16 protein-coding genes are annotated in these 17,144 nt (G+C 66.3%); 7 read left to right on the forward strand and 9 right to left on the reverse strand.

The window, feature by feature from the left end; all coding sequences use genetic code 11:
- Window positions 1–4 precede the first annotated feature (4 nt).
- From ggt to CH256_RS23160, 3 genes are all read right to left on the reverse strand, one after another.
- Window positions 5–1,936, reverse strand: coding sequence for a gamma-glutamyltransferase (ggt, locus tag CH256_RS23150; protein WP_094670699.1), 1,932 nt, complete (start codon window positions 1,934–1,936; stop codon window positions 5–7).
- 21 nt (window positions 1,937–1,957) lie between these two features.
- On the reverse strand, window positions 1,958–4,189 hold the full coding sequence (locus CH256_RS23155) for a putative bifunctional diguanylate cyclase/phosphodiesterase (RefSeq protein WP_094670701.1): 2,232 nt from the start codon (window positions 4,187–4,189) through the stop codon (window positions 1,958–1,960).
- Window positions 4,190–4,354: 165 nt separating this feature from the next.
- The gene (locus tag CH256_RS23160) at window positions 4,355–5,329 is read right to left on the reverse strand and encodes an NAD(P)/FAD-dependent oxidoreductase (RefSeq protein ID WP_068049462.1); all 975 of its coding nucleotides are present in this window, start codon (window positions 5,327–5,329) and stop codon (window positions 4,355–4,357) included.
- Between the two features lie 237 nt (window positions 5,330–5,566).
- Here CH256_RS23160 and CH256_RS23165 point away from each other — a divergent pair, with 237 nt between their 5' ends.
- Entirely contained in the window at window positions 5,567–5,809 is a 243-nt protein-coding gene (locus CH256_RS23165) for a hypothetical protein (RefSeq protein ID WP_094670703.1), read from the forward strand.
- Here CH256_RS23165 and CH256_RS28210 read toward each other — a convergent pair.
- Window positions 5,806–5,961 carry a hypothetical protein gene (locus tag CH256_RS28210; RefSeq protein WP_176460451.1) on the reverse strand — a complete coding sequence of 52 codons (156 nt, stop codon included), beginning with the start codon at window positions 5,959–5,961 and terminating at the stop codon, window positions 5,806–5,808. The two genes, CH256_RS23165 and CH256_RS28210, sit on opposite strands and share 4 nt — an antisense overlap.
- 254 nt (window positions 5,962–6,215) lie before the next feature.
- Between CH256_RS28210 and CH256_RS23170 the strand changes: the two genes are divergently transcribed.
- Window positions 6,216–7,118 (forward strand): SGNH/GDSL hydrolase family protein, encoded by a 903-nt coding sequence (locus CH256_RS23170; RefSeq protein WP_256989522.1) that lies wholly within the window; start codon window positions 6,216–6,218, stop codon window positions 7,116–7,118.
- Window positions 7,119–7,181: 63 nt separating this feature from the next.
- Window positions 7,182–7,823, forward strand: a complete 642-nt coding sequence (locus CH256_RS23175) for a LysE family translocator (RefSeq protein WP_094670707.1) — start codon at window positions 7,182–7,184, stop codon at window positions 7,821–7,823.
- Here the strand turns inward: CH256_RS23175 and atzF are convergent.
- From atzF to CH256_RS23200, 5 genes are read right to left on the reverse strand one after another with little or no spacing between them, the layout of a single operon-like run.
- The gene (gene atzF, locus CH256_RS23180) at window positions 7,748–9,508 is read right to left on the reverse strand and encodes an allophanate hydrolase (RefSeq protein ID WP_094670709.1); all 1,761 of its coding nucleotides are present in this window, start codon (window positions 9,506–9,508) and stop codon (window positions 7,748–7,750) included. The two genes, CH256_RS23175 and atzF, sit on opposite strands and share 76 nt — an antisense overlap.
- On the reverse strand, window positions 9,498–11,510 hold the full coding sequence (locus tag CH256_RS23185) for a 5-oxoprolinase/urea amidolyase family protein (RefSeq protein WP_094670711.1): 2,013 nt from the start codon (window positions 11,508–11,510) through the stop codon (window positions 9,498–9,500). The genes atzF and CH256_RS23185 overlap by 11 nt, the downstream gene beginning before the upstream one ends.
- Entirely contained in the window at window positions 11,507–12,148 is a 642-nt protein-coding gene (locus CH256_RS23190; RefSeq protein ID WP_068049469.1) for an urea amidolyase associated protein UAAP2, read from the reverse strand. Before CH256_RS23190 ends, CH256_RS23185 begins: the two co-directional genes overlap by 4 nt.
- A complete protein-coding gene (locus tag CH256_RS23195; RefSeq protein WP_094670713.1) occupies window positions 12,145–12,933 on the reverse strand; it encodes an urea amidolyase associated protein UAAP1 in 789 nt (262 codons plus the stop codon). Before CH256_RS23195 ends, CH256_RS23190 begins: the two co-directional genes overlap by 4 nt.
- Before the next feature lie 6 nt (window positions 12,934–12,939).
- A complete protein-coding gene (locus CH256_RS23200) occupies window positions 12,940–14,487 on the reverse strand; it encodes an amino acid permease (RefSeq protein ID WP_094670715.1) in 1,548 nt (515 codons plus the stop codon).
- A 188-nt stretch (window positions 14,488–14,675) separates the two neighbouring features.
- Between CH256_RS23200 and CH256_RS23205 the strand changes: the two genes are divergently transcribed.
- The 4 genes from CH256_RS23205 to CH256_RS23220 form a co-directional block, all read left to right on the forward strand.
- Window positions 14,676–15,377: a TetR/AcrR family transcriptional regulator gene (locus tag CH256_RS23205; protein ID WP_094638297.1), complete on the forward strand. Its 702-nt coding sequence runs from the start codon at window positions 14,676–14,678 to the stop codon at window positions 15,375–15,377.
- Window positions 15,374–16,039 (forward strand): SDR family NAD(P)-dependent oxidoreductase, encoded by a 666-nt coding sequence (locus tag CH256_RS23210; RefSeq protein ID WP_094670717.1) that lies wholly within the window; start codon window positions 15,374–15,376, stop codon window positions 16,037–16,039. Before CH256_RS23205 ends, CH256_RS23210 begins: the two co-directional genes overlap by 4 nt.
- 10 nt (window positions 16,040–16,049) lie before the next feature.
- Window positions 16,050–16,490, forward strand: coding sequence for a cupin domain-containing protein (locus tag CH256_RS23215; protein ID WP_094670719.1), 441 nt, complete (start codon window positions 16,050–16,052; stop codon window positions 16,488–16,490).
- Window positions 16,483–17,144 (forward strand): spermidine synthase (locus tag CH256_RS23220; RefSeq protein WP_094670721.1); only part of this gene is annotated, 662 nt, incomplete at its 3' end. The genes CH256_RS23215 and CH256_RS23220, both read left to right, overlap by 8 nt.

Raw genomic sequence — 17,144 nt, forward strand, 5'->3', positions numbered from 1 at the left:
GCACCTATCCACCGAGTACCTCACCCTCGCGGCGTGGGTCCGCTCCCCCGATCCAACCGCCGTCGGTTCGTTGCAGTGCACTCAGGCCGCTGGACTGGTCGGCGACCGAGACCTGGTGGCCCATCTCGCGGAGCGCCGCGACCACAGGATCGTTCTCGCCCATCACGTTCGGGTGTTCGCCGCCGTAGTTGGTCGACGGGGTGTTGGCCGCACCGAAGTCGACCATCGACACCGCCTGCTGCGGGTCCATGCCCCAATCGAGCAGTCCCACCAGTGTTTTGACGACGAACTGGATGATCACCGAACCGCCGGGAGAGCCGGCGACGAGCGCCAGATCTCCGCGCGTGCCGTCTTCGTTTCGGTCGAAGACCAGGGTCGGTGCCATCGAGCTGCGTGGACGCTTCCCCGGCTCGACGCGATTGGCCACCGGCGTACCGTCCTCGGCCACCGGCGATGCCGAGAAGTCGGTGAGCTGATTGTTGAGCAGGAAGCCGTCGACCATGTGGAACGAGCCGAAAGCCGACTCGACGGTCGTCGTCATCGAGGCGGCATTGCCCTGGCTGTCGACGACGGAGATGTGGCTGGTGCCGAACTCGGGATCGGTGGACGAGGCGAACTGCACCGGGCCGAAGTCGCCGGGCTGCGCTGTGCCCATGGATCTGCCCTCGTCGATCAGTCCCGCTCGCTCACTGAGATATTCGGGATCGAGCAGTGCATCGGGGGATCCACCGGGCAGTGGTACGAAGTCCGGATCGGCGACGTACTTGTCGCGGTCGGCGTAGGCCAGGCGCTCGGCCTCGGCGATCAGGTGCACGCCTTCGGCCGTCGGGGTTCCGCCGTTGGCGTCCATTCCTGCCGGGGCGTACTGCGCGAGATCGAAATTCGACAGAATCCCCATCGCCGACGCCACCGCGATACCGCCCGAGGACGGGCCGGGCATACCGCAGATGTCGTGGTCGCGATACTCGGTGCAGACGGCCGTGCGGGTCTTGGGTTCGTACGCGGCGAGATCCTCCAGCGTGATCTGTCCGGGGGTACGGCCGGCGGTGGTGTCCGCGGTCGCGTCGACGATGGCCTGCGCGATGTCACCGGTGTAGAAGGCGTCTGCCCCGTCGGTTGCGATGGCGGACAGCGTCTTCGACATCGCCGGGTTGTTCAGCACCGTCCCGGCCGGCTTGCCGGTGCCGTCCGGCTGCAGGAAGTACTCCTTGGACGCGGGGTCGAGGGCGAGCTTCGGGGCCGAGTCGGCAATGGACGATGCCATGCGCGGGCTGATCTCGATTCCGTTGTCGGCGAGACCGATTGCGGGTTCGAACAGCTCCCCCCACTGCTTGGTGCCGTGATCGTCGTGGGCTTGCTCGAGCATCCGCAGCACCCCGGGGACGCCGATCGATCGACCGCTCGAACGGGCATCGGGTTGAGGCAGAGTGCGATCGACGTCGTCGATGTACCGCAGGTAGTCGCCGGTCGCACTCATCGGGGCGGTCTCGCGGCCGTCGTAGCTCTGTACTTCACCGGTGGCCGCGTCGTAGTACATCAGGAAGGCCCCGCCGCCGATGCCGGAGGACTGCGGCTCGACGAGGCCGAGCACCGTCTGCGCCACGATCAGCGCGTCGGCCGCGGTGCCACCGTCACGCAGGACCGCGCACGCGGCCTCGGTGGAAACCGGGTTGGCCGTCGAGACGGAGTACGAGGCCGTCTCCACCGGAGCCATGTCGGATCGATACCCGGTCGCCACTTCGGGATTGGTGGAGATGTCACCCGAACTCGCACTCGGCGTCCCCTCTACCGGGGTGCCGCCGCTGGCACCGAGAACACAGCTGTTCTCGGACGCGGGGTCGGGATCGGTGCTCTCGCTGCTACTGCACGCGGCGAGCGGCACCAGCAGGAGGGCACACGCAAGGACAGTCGAGCGGTGCACTCCGATTACAGACACCGCCCGACGCTAACACCCGGCTCACCTGCCGGCACGGGTCTCGGCAGATTCGAGAAGCCAATGTGCGACGGGTGCCGGTCTACCGAACAGAAAGCCCTGCGCGAAGCGGCATTCGAGAGCCTCGATGATCGCGGCCTGCTCCTCGGTCTCGACGCCCTCGGCCACCGTGGCCACCGGCAGCGCCGACGCCATGGCGACGATCGCGCGAATCAGCTGCGTGTCGGATTCCGAAGTGCCGATCTGGTGGACGAACGACTTGTCGATCTTGAGCAGTGCGATCGGCATCGCGCGCAGCCTGCTCAACGAGGAGTAGCCGATACCGAAGTCGTCGAGAACGATGAGCACACCCATCGCAGCGAGTCGGTCGAGAACGCTTTTCGCCGTACCCATGTCGTCGATCAGCACGCTCTCGGTGATCTCGAGGGCCAGATCCGCTCCGTCGAGGCCGTACGTGTCGAGCAGTCTCCCGACGATCACCGGCAACGAATCGTCACGCAACTGCATCGGGGACACGTTCACCGACATGGTGACGTCCTGCCCGTCGGAACGCAGTGTCACCAGATCCGACATCGCGGTGCGCAGCACCCATTCGCCGATTTCCTTGATGAGGTTGGTGGATTCGGCGATCGGGATGAACTCGTTGGGGGTACGCACTCGCCCCTGCCAGTTCCAGCGCAGAAGTGCCTCGTAGACGACGGTGGTGCGCGAGGTGGTCTCGATGATCGGCTGGTAGTACACCTCGAGCTCGCCGCGTCTGATTGCACCGCGCAGCGCGGTGGCGGTCTCGATCGCGGATGTGGCTCGCGCACGCAGGGACTCGTCGAAGAACGCGTAGCGCGCCGCGCCGAGAGATTTCGCGTGATACATCGCGGTGTCGGCCTCGCGGATGGCGTCGTGCAGTCGGTCCGCGTCCGCGATTCCCACCGAGGCCGTGACGTATGCCGTTGCGGCGCTCAGAGGGAACGGCTCGTTCGTTCGATCGATGATGCGGCGGGCCAATGCTTCTGCTCCGCCGCGATCGCGGCGGGTCAACACGACGAACTCGTCACCGGCGTACCTGACCACGGTGTCGGCGGCACCGACGGCGGCGCGGATGCGTCGCGCTGCGGCCACGATGAGTTCGTCACCGACGCGGTGACCGTACGAGTCGTTGACCATCTTGAAGTTGTCGAGGTCGACGAACAGGACGCACGTGCGCCCCGGAGTCTGGGTGCGCTCGAGCCGGGTGAATTCCTCGTCGAGCATCGTGCGGTTCGGTAGGCCGGTCAACAGATCGTGAGCGGCCAGGTATTTCGCGTGCTCTTCACCGACCTGCACGCGGGTCAGCGCGCGTTCGCCGCGCAGGAAGGCCCCCACCAGAATCGAGGCGAGCAACAGGGATCGGACGATCAGATCTCCGGTGGACACGGCCGAGCCCAGCAGCGGGACCGTGGCGCAGACGACCAGCAGCGTCACCACGAACACGACGCGGCGGTTGCTGTGCGCCGGTGCAGGAGTCTGCCGCTGGGAGACGGTACGCATCGACGGATCCAGGGCGGCCATCGCCAGGGCGAGATACGCGAACAGGTAGATGCCGTCGAGCAATCCCGAGGACGGCGCGTCGTCGGTGGTGGCCGCGAACGCGTACGAGATGTCGCCGACGAGTGTCGCGACGAGCGCGAGCAGAGCCCACTGCAGCGCGGGGGTGCGGGGTTTGGACGAGAACAGCAGGTAGGTGGTCAGGGTGATCAGTGCTGCGTCGATCGCCGGATACAGCCCGTTGACCACGGTCGATGCCGACGAACGGGGAGATTCGAGGGCCGGGGAGATGAACAGCAACCACGACAGGAACAGGGTGCCGAGGAAGATCAGGCCTGCATCGACGAGCGGAGTGATGTCGTCGATCGACTGTCGATCTCGGATCCACCGCGACAGTGCGTACCCTACGAGGGCGTACCCGGTCAGGGTGAACAGATCCGGCAGCAGCGGGAACGAATGGTTCAGTGCGGTGGGATCGCTGCGGAGCGAGACCCCGAACATGAACAGCACCGAGGCACCGAACAGTGCCCACCAGCACCGAGAGTCGTCGGGACGGTATCGACGGATAGCGGCGCTGATGGCCAGCACCGATCCGACTGCGACGGTGGCGAGCACGCCGGCCCGTACTCCGGCGTCGCCGAGAACGAAGACGGTGCTCGCGACGACGACCACGGCACCCAGACCGACGGTTCGTACGGTGTGCATGGCGAAGGGTGCAGCGACCTTCGTATTCATCGAAGGACCTACTTCCTTCTCGCAGTAGCGTTCGCATGGCTGTTCGCGACGCCTCCATGGGTGAATATACGTCTTTGCGCAGCGCATACGGAGCCGAAGCCGGCCTGTAGGTGGGAAAAGCTCAACAGATGTTGTGACAGCTCACGGGTGTCGGTCTCCGGGCATCTACGAAGCGATGGCCTTTGCCCGTTCGACGGCGATGCGAACCTCCTCCTCGATCAGGTCACCGTTGATAGCCGCGCCTGCCTTCACTCCGGCCGCGGACGCCGCCACGACGGTGTCCATCGGTGCAGACACGTTGCCTGCAACCCACACGCCGGGAACGGAGGTGGCGCCGACGGGATCGGCCTCGACGTACGTGCCGAGAACGTGGTCGTTCATGACCATCTCGGTCGTGGCCAGCCCCAGCGACAACAGGACGTCTGCGCGGGAGGTGAAGTTGGGTCCGACGACCAACGCGTCGAGCGGGATCTGTGTGCCGCTCGCGAGTGTCACTCCGACGATTGCGTCGCCGTCGACATCGACCCGAGCGATCTCCCCGTCGACGACCTCGATGCCACGTGCGGCGAGTCGTTCGAGGTCCTCTTCGGCCGAATTCGGTGCCGTGTGCGCGAACACCGTGACGTGCTCGGTGAGCTGACGCCACATCTGTGCCTGATGCCCGACCATGGCGCTGCCGATGATGCCGATCCTGCGATCGCGTACCTCCCAGCCGTGGCAGTACGGGCAGTGCAGTACGTCGCGCCCCCACCGATCGGCGAGGCCGGGGATGTCGGGCAGTACATCGGTGAGGCCGGTGGTGACCAGGAGGCGGCGGCCGCGGACGACGGAACCGTCGGCGAGAGTCACCTCGAACCCGGCTTCGGTTCGACTCGCGGACGTCGCGACACCCTCGACGATGCGTGCGCCGTAGTGTCGCGCCTCGTCTCGGCCGAGGCGAACCAGCTCGAGAGGCGATTCCCCGTCGCGGGTGAGGTAGTTGTGTGAATGCGCTGCCGGAGCGTTGCGGGGATCGCCCGCGTCGATGATCGCGACGGATCGTCGGGAACGGCCGAGGGCCACGGCGGCGCTGAGTCCGGCGACTCCGCCGCCGACGATGATCGCGTCGACCGGAGTGTGTCGATCGGTGTCTGTAGTCATGGGAAGAGTGTCCGACACGGTCCGAAAGTTGGCAATAATTCTTGCCAGGACAGCAAATGGTAGAAGCGAAAGATACCCCAGGTCGGGGTTGATGGCCGCAAATGGGCCAATTGCCGAATTGTGATCGTGCCGACTGGCACCGAGGCTGTCAGCGGGCGAAGTAAGCGCGGATGTACCGCTTGAACAGGGCGTTCACTCGAGGTCTACTGGTCGGTAAGAATCGAGCCGGGGGGGCGTATGGGGCATTTCGAGATCGGCGAGACCGTGATCACGGTACGCAATCTGGGGCACCTGCGGTGGCGCAGCGGGATACCGAAGGGCACCGTGGGAATCGTCGTCGGAGTCGACTGGCTCGGTGACGCTCGCGTGAGGTTCACCGTCGGCGATCCGACGCGCACCCGAGGTGAGACGGCGGAGCACATCGTCGCCGACGGCGACGTCCGCACGTTGCGGGCCGCGCCCCGCCGTCTGATCGGTTAGTTGCTGTCGGTTCGCTCGTCGTCGGTCGCGGGACCGGTTTCGATCGCTCCGCCTTCGCTCGACCAATCGTTGTCTTCTGCAGCCGCGGCCGGATCGGACGTCACGTCCTTCTCGGCGTCGGGGGTCTTCGAGTCGTTGTCGTGGGTAGTCATGATGCCGGACTACCCGCGCGGCGGAAGAAGCAATCGTCGGCCACCGCGCGGGTGAGTATGCGGTGGTCTCTACAGCCCGAAGGGCAGCGTTCCCGGTGCCAGCTCGAAGCCACTGCTGCCAGCGGAAATGGAGCCGAAGCCGCTGAGGATCTGGTTGATGAACGCGGTGATCATGAAAATTCCTCTGTTCGATGCGATGGACGTCTGTCCTGGACAACCCGGTCGAGATTACCGGCATCTGTAGCGTCGAAGTTGTGAGGAGCCAGGGAATTCTCGTCGGTCTTGCTGTGTCCGCCTGCGTACTGGCGGGCTGTTCGTCGGACTCGTCGGACTCGTCGGTGTCGGAAGTGCCTGCTGGGCCGTCGGAGGACGCGTCGGTTCCGCTGAATTACGTCGCGCTGGGTGACTCGGCCGCATCGGGCCCGCGGATCCCCGAACAGGTCGGCGCACCGGGATGCCAGCAGTCCGATTCCAACTACCCACACGTACTCGCCGAGGACTTGGCAGTCGGCTCGTTCGTCGACGTCACCTGCTCGGGTGCGGTCACCGAGAACATCGTCTCCACTGTGCAGGGAACATCCAGCGGCGAGGTGCCCGTGCAACTCGATGCGCTGACACCCGAGACCGATCTGGTGACCGTCACGATCGGCGGCAACGACATCGGGCTGGTCTCGACGGCAGTGCAATGCCTGACGTTCGCGGACACCCCGGCCACCAACGTCTGCAGGGACCGGCTCACCGCAGGGGGCGTCGACTCCGTGGCCGCGGCCATCGAGGACGCTGCACCGAGCTGGGGAGCGATGCTCGACGCGGTGGCCGACCGTGCGCCCGACGCGCGGATTCTGGTGGTCGGTTACGGCACCTATCTGCCCGACGGTGGCTGCTTCCCCACGCAACCGATGCTGCCGGAGGACGCCGACTACATCCAGGGCAGCATCACCGCCATGAACGAGGCACTGAAGCAGCAGGCGGACGAGCACGGTGCAGAGTTCGTCGACACCGAGGCGCTGAGTGTCGGCCACGACGTGTGCGTGGCTGCCGATCAGCGGTACTTCGAGGGGGTCGTCCCGCAGAATCCTGCGGCACCCCTGCATCCGACGGCGGCGGGAATGGCGGCGATCGGTGCCGCGGTGGCCTCGGCAGTGCGTGCCGGATAAGGGAACCACGACACCGTAACTGGCTCTTCTCCTGCGGGCCGGTCGACGTGAAGTCTTGACCGCATGGTCTCGTATTCCGCAGTTCTCGGTGTGTTCGCAGTGGCTCTCGCGTTGGTTCTGACGCCGGGGCCGAACATGATCTACCTTGTCTCGCGCTGCATTTCGCAGGGCCGACGGGCGGGACTGGTGTCGCTGGGCGGCGTCGCGATCGGATTCCTGATCTATCTGACGGCCACCAATCTCGGCCTGGCCGCGGTGTTCACGGCCGTGCCCGCGCTGTACACGGCGGTCAAGCTCGCCGGCGCGGCCTACCTCGCCTGGTTGGCGGTGCAGGCCGTGCGCGGGACGGTGTCGGCATTCGAACCGACCGAGCTGCAACAGGATTCGAACCGCCGGCTGTTCACGATGGGCTTGGCGACCAACCTGCTGAACCCGAAGATCGCGATCATGTACATTTCGGTCATCCCGCAGTTCGTCGACCCTGCAGCGGGACACATTCTGCTGCAGGGATTCACGCTCGGCGGGGTGCAGATCGCCGTGGCCGTAGCGGTCAACCTGGCGATCGTGGTGCTCGCCGGATCGATCGCGCAGTTCCTCGCCGTTCGCCCGACGTGGCTGCGGGTGCAGCGCTACGTCATGGGCACGGTGCTCGGGCTCCTCGCGGTGCGAGTGGCGACCGATGGGGGCAAACCGGTCCCGGCGTGAGCTCTGTACGCGCGCCAGCCGCCGAATTCGGTGATGTCGGTTCCCGACTCGGCGGCGTCGTGCGCACAGCAGAATCCGGTGACCCAGCGGCCGTCGGACAATTCGACCGGACCCAGACCCATCGGTGACGGGAGCCCGGCGAGGAAGGTTCCGAGCGCGGCAGCGGACATGCGATAGAGCTCTCCGGAGATGGGTGCGCCGTCGCCAGCCCGCCGTATCAGGCCGGGCTTGGGCGGGGTGGTGTGCAGATCCACCAGCCGGTAGTCCGCCGTGGTCGTCACCTCGCCGCTGAATCGCGCACCGCGATCGGTCAACTGGTGATGCACCGGAAAACCGCGCAGATGTGCGCCGACGGCCAGTACCTCGATGCCGTCGTCGATCAACGACGGTGACTCGATTCCGCTCAACTGTGCCGCCAGGTCGATTGCGATCTGATCCTCGAACGCAGGTACGACGACCATGACCCCGAACGGAGTGCCATCCGGCGTCGGGGCTCCGGGAACGGCCACCGCGGCCATGTCGAGCAGGTTGCAGAAGTTGGTGAACGTACCCAGCCGCCGGTTGATGCTCATCGGATCCGACTGCACCGCAGCAATAGTGGGATGCTCGGTGGTGGTGGGTAACAGCAGGCCGTCGAACTCGCTGAGGAGTGTGCGGGCTGCTGTCTTCGCTCGCGCAAGGGTGTCGAGATCGTCCACGTATCGATGCGCGGACGGCCCTGCTGCCGATCGAACGATCGCGGCCACCGTGGGATCGGCACCGGCAGGCGCGGTGTCGAGGAACTCTCCGACGGCCGAATAGCGCTGCGCCACAATCGCTCCGTCGTACAGCAGTGTTGCAGCGTCGAGCAGCGCCGAGATGTCGACCTCGGCGTGGGACATGCCCTTGTCGGCCAGGCCGGCGACCGTCTCCTCGAATGCCCGACGGTACGCCGGGCTGAGCGACGTCAGATCCTCACCTCGTGGGACGGCGACACGGGGCTGCGGGGATGCGGCCAGTCGGACGTCGGCGGGCCAGGCCCGGCTGCGTGGATCGGTGGCGGTCGGGCCGGTCATGACTTTCATGGCCGCAGTGGCACTGTCGAGATCACGGGCGAGAACGGTGACGCAGTCGTAGTCGGCGCAGGCGGGAACGACACCGGTGTTCGGCACGATACCCAGTGAGGTCTTGATGCCCACGATGCCGTGGAAGGCTGCGGGTACGCGACCCGATCCTGCTGTGTCGGTGCCGATTCCGATGTCCGCGATGCCCAGTGCCACCGCGACGGCGGACCCGGAACTCGAGCCTCCCGAGACCAGCGTGGGATCCCAGGCGCACCGCACCGCGCCGTAGGGGCTGCGAGTGCCGACCAATCCGGTGGCGAACTGGTCGAGGTTGGTCTTGCCCAGTATCAGTGCGCCCTGGCTGGTCAGTCGCTCGATGGCGACGGCAGATGCCGAAGGGGTGTAGGCGAACTCGGGGCAGGCCGCGGTGGTGGGCAGCCCGGCCACGTCGATGTTGTCCTTGACCGCGACCAGTGTGCCCGCGAGCGGTAGATCGGCACCGGCCGCGAGTGCCTCCTCGAGGGCGACTGCCTCGGCCAGTACGTCGTTCTCGTCACGCAGGGTGATCCAGACCTCGGGCCGATCCACCTCGGCGATCCGCTTGTAGGCCTGCAGAACTCGCTCTCGTACCTCAGGCTGCATCGGTCTTGCCCTTCGTCGTATCGAATTCGCCTGCTGCCGACCACGCGTCGCGCTCGGCACCGAAGGCAACGGCTTGCGTCGCGCGGAACTCGGCGATGGAGTCCGCGTTGGTCTCGAGGAAGTTCTCGTGCTCGGCCAGCGAGAATTCACCGTCGGTGATGTCCACTCCGCCGCCGCGGCCTGCTGCCAGATCTGCGCGCAGATCCATCAGTTCCTCGGGTTCGACCGAGTACCAGGAGATTCGGTCGAAGAACCGGAGCAACCACGGGGTGCCCTCCTCGAAGGGGCCGTCACTGTAGGCGGCGCTGTGGTTCCACACCTGCGTGGTTCGACCCACGAACTGGTATCCGCCGGGACCCTCCATGCCGTAAATGCATAGATATGCCCCACCGATGCCGACGGCGTTCTCCGGCGTCCAGGTTCGCGCCGGGTTGTACTTGGTTGTCACCAGGCGGTGTCGGGGGTCGAGTGGTGTCGCCACCGGAGCGCCCAGATACACGTCACCGAGTCCGAGCACCATGTAGTCGGCGGCGAAGACGGTGTCGAACACGTCTGCCACCGAGTCGAGTCCGTTCATGCGTCGGATGAACTCGATGTTCCAGGGGCACCACGGCGCGTCGGCGCGCACACCGTGCATGTACCGCTGGATCGCCTCGCGGGTCGAGGGGTCGTCCCACGAGAGCGGGAGCCGAACCCGGCGGCTGGGCACCACGAGCTCCGAGGCCGCGGGAAGATCGTCCTCGACCTCGGACAGCAGACCCATTAACGAATCGATCGACAGCACATCGGGATTCACCTTCACCTGCAACGAGCGGATGCCCGGGGTCAGGTCCACCAACCCGCGCGGGGCGAGTGCCTCGACGCGCTGGTGCAGGGCGTGGACTCGCGCACGCAGGGCCAGGTCGAGTTTCATGTCGCCGTACTCGACGAGGACGTTGTCGTCTCCCGAGCGCCGGTAGGTGACGCACGTGTCGGCGTCGCGTCGAGCAAGAACGCCGTCGTCCCCGTCGCCGCCTGCGGAGAACACTGCAGGCAGAGATGCGCGCCGGGCAAGACCGAGTGATCCCAGTGGGGCGGTGGCCGCGGCTCGCACCGGAACGAAGCGGATGGTGTCCCCGGGGCGGAGCTGGCCGAGCTTCCACCGCTCGGCGGCGACAACGGTGACGGGGCAGACGAATCCGCCCAGACTCGGGCCGTCCGGTCCTAGCAGAATCGGGGTGTCGCCGGTGAAGTCCAGTGCGCCGACGCTGTAGGCGTTGTCGTGAATGTTGGACGGGTGCAGTCCGGCTTCGCCACCGTCGGTCCTGGCCCACTGCGGCTTCGGCCCGATGAGCCGGACCCCGGTGCGATCGGAGTTGAAGTGCACCTCGTAGCGGGTGGCGTAGAGGGTGTCGATGTCCTCGCGGGTGAAGAACTCCGGTGCGCCGTGGGGGCCCTCGGTGACGGCGATGTCCCAGTTCGACGTCAGCACCGGCAGGTGTTCCATCGGTATCGGACCGAGAATCTCGGAATTGTCCGAGCGCCCGGCCAGGCCGATGACGTCGCCCTCACCGAGGGTGCCGCCACGATGTCCGCCGAACTTACCGAGAGTGAACGTTGCTGCGCTGCCGAGATAGTCGTCGACGTCGAGGCTGCCCTGGATCAGAACGTAGACCCGTAGCCCGTGCCCGGTGGTGGTGCCGACATCGAGGGTGGCGCCGGCGGGAACCAGCACCGGCTTCCACTGCGCGGCCGATCGGCCGTCGATGCGCATCGGTACCGCTGCGCCGGTGACGCAGACGTAGGTGTCGGCGTCGAACGTCAATGCCGGCCCGGCCATGGTGGATTCGAGGCCCGGGGCGCCCTCGGGGTTGCCGAGCGCGACGTTGCCGAGCCGGAACGACAGGTCGTCCATCGGCCCCGACGGCGGTACGCCCACCTTCCAGTACCCGATGCGACCCGGCCAGTCCTGCACGGTGGTGATCATGCCGGGTCGCTGGACGGTCATCTTGGTCGCGTTCATGCTCGACCGCCCGGCTCTCGCGTCACGATCATCCGCACCGCGGTGGGGTCGAATCCGTTGCAGGGGTTGTTGATCTGCGGGCAGTTGGACACCAGGACCAGCGTGTCGATCTCGGCACGCAAGGAAAGCTTCTTTCCGGGAGCCGACAGACCGTCGACGATGCCGAGCGTGCCGTCGGCGTCGACGGGGACGTTCATGAAGAAGTTGATGTTGGGCACCAGGTCCCGTTTGCCGAGTCCCCACTTGGATCCCTCGATGAGGAAGTTCTCGACGCACGCGTGCTGATGCTGGGTGTGGTGGCCGTAGCGCAGGGTGTTCGATTCCTTGGAGCACGCACCGCCGACGGTGTCGTGGTTGCCGACCTCGTCGTCGACGATCGTCATGATCGGAGTCGAATCATCGCTGCGCAGAACGGTTCCGGTGGTCAGGAACAAGTTCTGCTGTGCGGTGACGGTGGCGGGGGCGGAGTAACGGATCGAGTGATCGTGCGCGCCGTACATCAGGGTGTCGACGGCTTGATTGCCGTACAGATCGACGATCGTCAGTACGTCACCGGCTTCGACGACGGCGGACCACGGGCCGAATGCGGGGGCGATCTCGTCACGAACGATCGTGGTCTCGAGTGTTCCTGTGGTCATTGTGCTGCCTTCCATGCGTCCTCGGTGTTCTGCACTGCGCGCTGGTACTCGGGTTCGGTGTTGCCGAGAGCGAGCAGCTCTTCGGGTGCTCGCCACGCCAGCACGTCGAGGGCCGTTGTGGGGTACTCGGACCTCGGGTCGAGCGGGTGAGCGGTGTTGGCCAGCAACACGATCACCGGCAGGTGGATCAGCAGATCCACCGACTTCCCCGCTCCCGCCGAGCCGGTGCCGACCAGAGCCCCGTCGGCGTCGACTCTCACGCCGTGAAAGAAGGACAGGGACGGTGCGACGTCGCGTGGTTCCAGTCCGTGCTTTGCTGCGGCCAGAGTGAACAGTTCGCGGCCTGCGGGAGCCGACGAATGTGGTCCGCTGACTCCGTATTTCGCGGTGTTGGTAGCAGCGGAGGTGGTGCCGCACAGGGCGTCGTGGTGGCCGGAGGTGTCGTCGACGATGGTCGCCAGAACGCGCCCCTGATCCGAGAGCAGAGGATGGCCGGCACTCAGATACGCCTGCCACGGCACCTTGACGGTGTCGGCGGTGTTGAGTTGCTCCCATGGGGCGTCGGCGCGGTAGAGCAGCAGGTTGGCGCAGGCATCACCGTCGACGTCGACGAGGCGTAGCCGGGTTCCGCGAGCGAGGACCTTGGTGGTGTAGCTGCCGCCGGGGACCGATTCTGCCCAGGTGAGCTCCGAGATGCCCTCCGGTGCAGTGGGTGCCGGTGCGACCGTCGCCTGGGAGCGTGCGTGTTCCTTGGCGGAGTGGGTGGTTGCAGTTGCCGTGCTCATGCTGGTTCAGGCTCCGATCGTGACGGGCTTGGGGTGGGCTTTGCCGCGGGGCAGGCAGGCGATACCTACGACGATCACGGCCAGGACGGTCAGGGGTGCGGCCCAGCGCAGCAGTGGGAATTCGCCGGTGGGGTCGAAGATCTCGGCCCGCGGCCACGACAGGTTGATCACCATCAGGCCGCCGTAGAGAACTGCGGCGATGTTGACCGGCAGGCCGAGACGTCCGAGGGTGAAGAGCTTCTGGCCGTCGGAGTCGTGCTGCACGCCGCCGTGCGGCCAGCCCTTGAGTCGCTGGATCAGCAGCGGGACGGTGACCATCATGTACGCGAGGTAGATCAGCACGATGCAGACGCTGGAGAGCGTGGTGAAGATCGCGGAGTTGCCGACGTTGACGGCCAGGATCGCCACGCAGGCCAGACCGATCAGGACCGAGGGTGCGATGGGGGTTCCGGTGCGCGAGTTGACCTTTGCGAGAGCTGTCGAGGCGGGCAGTCGTCCGTCGCGGGCCATGGAGAACATCAGCCGTGATGCCGCGGTCTGGATGGCGAGGGTGCAGATGAACACCGCGATGGCGACGTCGACCAGCAGGACCTTGCCCCACGGCGAGGTGAGGATCGAGTCGATGACGTACGGAAGCCCCTGCGTCGCGAGCTGGCCGTCGGTGAGGCTCGGTGCGGCCATCAGTGCGCCGACGATCATCAAGCCACCGCCCAGTGCCGATGCCGACAGTGCCAGACGGATGGTGCGAGGTGCGACGCGTCGGGGATTGCGGGTTTCCTCGGCGAGTTCGCCTGCCGAGCCGAAGCCGACCATGACGTAGGCCGCCATCAGGCCCGAGACGATCCAGGCACCGATGTAGCCGGGATCGGCTCCGGCACTACCGGTATCGAACACCACCTGTGGTCCGCGCTCGGCGTGGGTGAAGAACACCAGCACCAGCGCGATGACGCCGACGATCTCGCAGGTGACGCCGATGCTGTTGATGCGCGACATCCAGTTCACGCCGATGCAGTTGATCGTGGTGGTGAGTACCAGCAGAATCGAGCCCAGCGCAACGGCATTCGCGGCTCCGCTCGGCGAGGTGAGCGCGGTGTCCTCGCCGATCAGCTGGAAGCCGCCCCAGATGCTGGGGAGGACGACCTGCAGTGCGATCGCGGCTGCGGAGGCGGTGACGATCTGCGCGATGATCATGAACCAGCCGGCGAACCACCCGACCAGCTCACCGCCCATACGCCTGGACCAGTGGTAGATCGCGCCCGAGATGGGATAGCGGGCAGCGAGTTCGGCGAAATTCAGGGCCACCATGAACTGCCCGAGAAACACGAGCGGCCAGGTGAGGAAGAAGGCCGGGCCGCCGAAGCTGAAGCCGAGTCCGAAGAGCTGGAAGATGGTGGTGAGAATCGAGACGAACGAGAAGCCGGCGGCGAAGGACGCGTACTTGCCGAGGCTGCGGTGCAGCTGCTGGTCGTAGCCGAGGGAAGCCAGATCGGAATGGTCGGTGGTGGGCGAGGGTTCCGAACCCGAGCCCGGGGCCGGCAGTGTTGTCGAGCTCATGGAAGTCTCCTACGGGCGAGGTGGGTGGTGAGTGACCGCCCGCTGCATCGCCGAGGCGGGTTTCTGTCAGTTGATAGTTTTCGGCACCGCCGTTCCCTGGCGGTGTCCGTCGTGAAACAACCTCGTTTCGTCTATTTCGATCAGATGACAGAAATCTCACCGTCACGGAGACCTGACAAGATGCAGTCATGACCGGAGCAGGCAGGCCAAGGCTGAGCACGAAGAAGCGGCCGGGCGACACCGCTCGCGAGGAAATTCTCGACGCCTCGGCCGAGCTCTTCACCACCCGCGGATTCACCAACACCTCCACCCGCGTCATAGCCGACGCCGTCGGTCTACGTCAGGCCTCGCTCTATCACCACTTCGCCACCAAGGACGACATACTCGACGCGCTGCTCAGCGGCACGGTCGATGCGCCGCTGGCCGTCGCGCTGCGCATCCGGGACTCGTCGGCCGACGCGGCGACCCAGATGTACGCACTGGCCTACTTCGACGCCGGACAGCTCGGCGCGTCCACCTGGAATCTCGGCGCGCTCTATCTACTGCCCGAACTGCGCAGCGAGCGCTTCGAGACCTTTCGCGACCATCGGTACACGCTGATGAGTCTGTACGCGGCCATTGCGTCGGACACGCTGGTCCAGCTCGATTCCGAGCGCAGGCCGGGTACCGAGGACCTGCCGTTTCGCCTGGTGGAGACTGTGGTGAACGCGCGAGCCGATCGAGAGAACGGCCGCCAGGACGCGACGGCGGACGCGGCCGGAATCGCCGAGGCCGCTCTGCGAGTACTCGGCTGGACCGGGGATGTCACCGCGTTGCATCGGACTGCGGAGGCCCTGCTCGGGACGGTCGTCGGAATAGTCTTCGAGTCTCGGTCCTTGCATTCGACATGACATCGATAGCAATAGTCGGAGCAGGTGCAGGTCTCGGAGCAGCAGTCGCGCGCAAGTTCGGCGCGCAGGGCTTCTCGGTCGGCCTCATCTCCCGCAATCAGGCCCGTGTCGACGCTCTGGCCGATCAGCTCGCTGCCGACGGTATCTCCGCCAAGGGCTTCGTCGCCGATGTGCGCGATCCGGCCTCGATAGCGTCGGCGTTGGAACAGGTCACCGAGACACTCGGACCCATCGAGGTGCTGCAATACAGCCCGCTTCCGCAGAAGGACTTCATGCGGCCCGTGCTCGAGACCACCCCGGCCGACATGGTCGGGCCGGTCGAGTTCTCCATCTACGGACCGATCGCCGCCGTACACCAGGTGTTGCCGGGCATGCGGTTCCTCGGCGAGAACAAGGGCACGATTCTGTTCGTCAACGGCGGCTCTGCGGTCAAGCCCGGGCGTACGGTCACCGGCACCTCCATCGCGTTCGCAGGCCAGGCCGCATACGCGCAGCTGCTCAACGAGGAGTTGGCGGGCGAGGGAATCCAGGTGTCGCAGTTGATCATCGGTGGCGCCATCGACGGCAAGGATCCGAAGAAGAGCCCCGAGGCGCTCGCCGAGCAGCTGTGGGGCCTGCACACCGGACGCGACAAATTCCGGGTTCAGGTCGCCACGGATTAGGGTTGCGTCCATGACGTCGCTGCCCGACTGGGCCCTGAGCCTCGACCTCGCACCCCACCCCGAGGGTGGTTGGTTCCGCGAGACTTGGCGCAGCGAGGTCACCATCCCGCAGGAGTTCCTGCCCGACGGTTACCCCGGCCCGCGCGCGGCGGGCACGGCAATCCTGTTCCTGCTCATGCCCGGTCAGCAGTCGGCGTGGCACACCGTCCGCGGCACCGAGATGTGGTTGTACCACCGGGGTAGTCCCGTGCAGCTGGAGCTCGGCGGTGGCGGGGCCGATCCGGGGGCGGTGACCTCGCTACTGGTCGGGCCCGATTCGCCGCAGCAGATCGTGCCGCCGTCGGTGTGGCAGCGGGCGCGTCCGATGGGTAACGAACCGAGTCTGGTCAGCTGCACCGTCACCCCCGGTTTCGATTTCGAGGACTTCCGGCTCGAAGGCCAAGGTGGGTAGGAAACGGGCGTCGGCACCGGTCGGCTCCCTCCAGCCCGGAGTGTTCGAAATCGATTCGGGCACCTGTGAATTGGTTCGTGACGCGTTCTCCGACGACGGGTGGGTCGTCAACGTCAACGACGTCCCTAGTTCGCACATCGACATGAACGACCCCACCGTGCTCGAGTTCGAGTACATGCGCTGGATCTCGGGCCTGGTTCGGTCGCAGTGGGATTCGAGCTTTCCGCTGCGGGCGCTGCACCTCGGGGGCGGGGCGTGCACCCTGGCGCGCTCGTTCACCGCGGAATATCCCGGGGCGCGTCAGGTGGTGGTGGAGCTCGACGGCAAGCTTTCGGAACTCGTGCGCGAGTGGTTCGACCTGCCCCGGGCACCGCTGCTGCGCATCCGCGTCGGCGAAGCTCGGGCGGTCACCGAGACGCTCAGCGAGAACAGTCGCGACCTCATCGTGCGAGATGTGTTCGCGGGAGCCACAACTCCGGCCCCGCTACTCACGGCCGAGTTCACCGCCCATGTTCGACGCGTCCTCTCCCCCGGCGGGATGTACGTCGTCAATTGCGGTGACCGCCGGGATCTCTCGCTCGCGAAGCAGGAGGCGTCGACTCTTCGCAGTGTCTTTCCGCACCTCGCGATCGTCGCGGATCCGGCGATGCTCAA

The organism is Rhodococcus sp. 05-2254-6 (assembly GCF_002258565.1).
GTDB lineage: Bacteria > Actinomycetota > Actinomycetes > Mycobacteriales > Mycobacteriaceae > Rhodococcoides.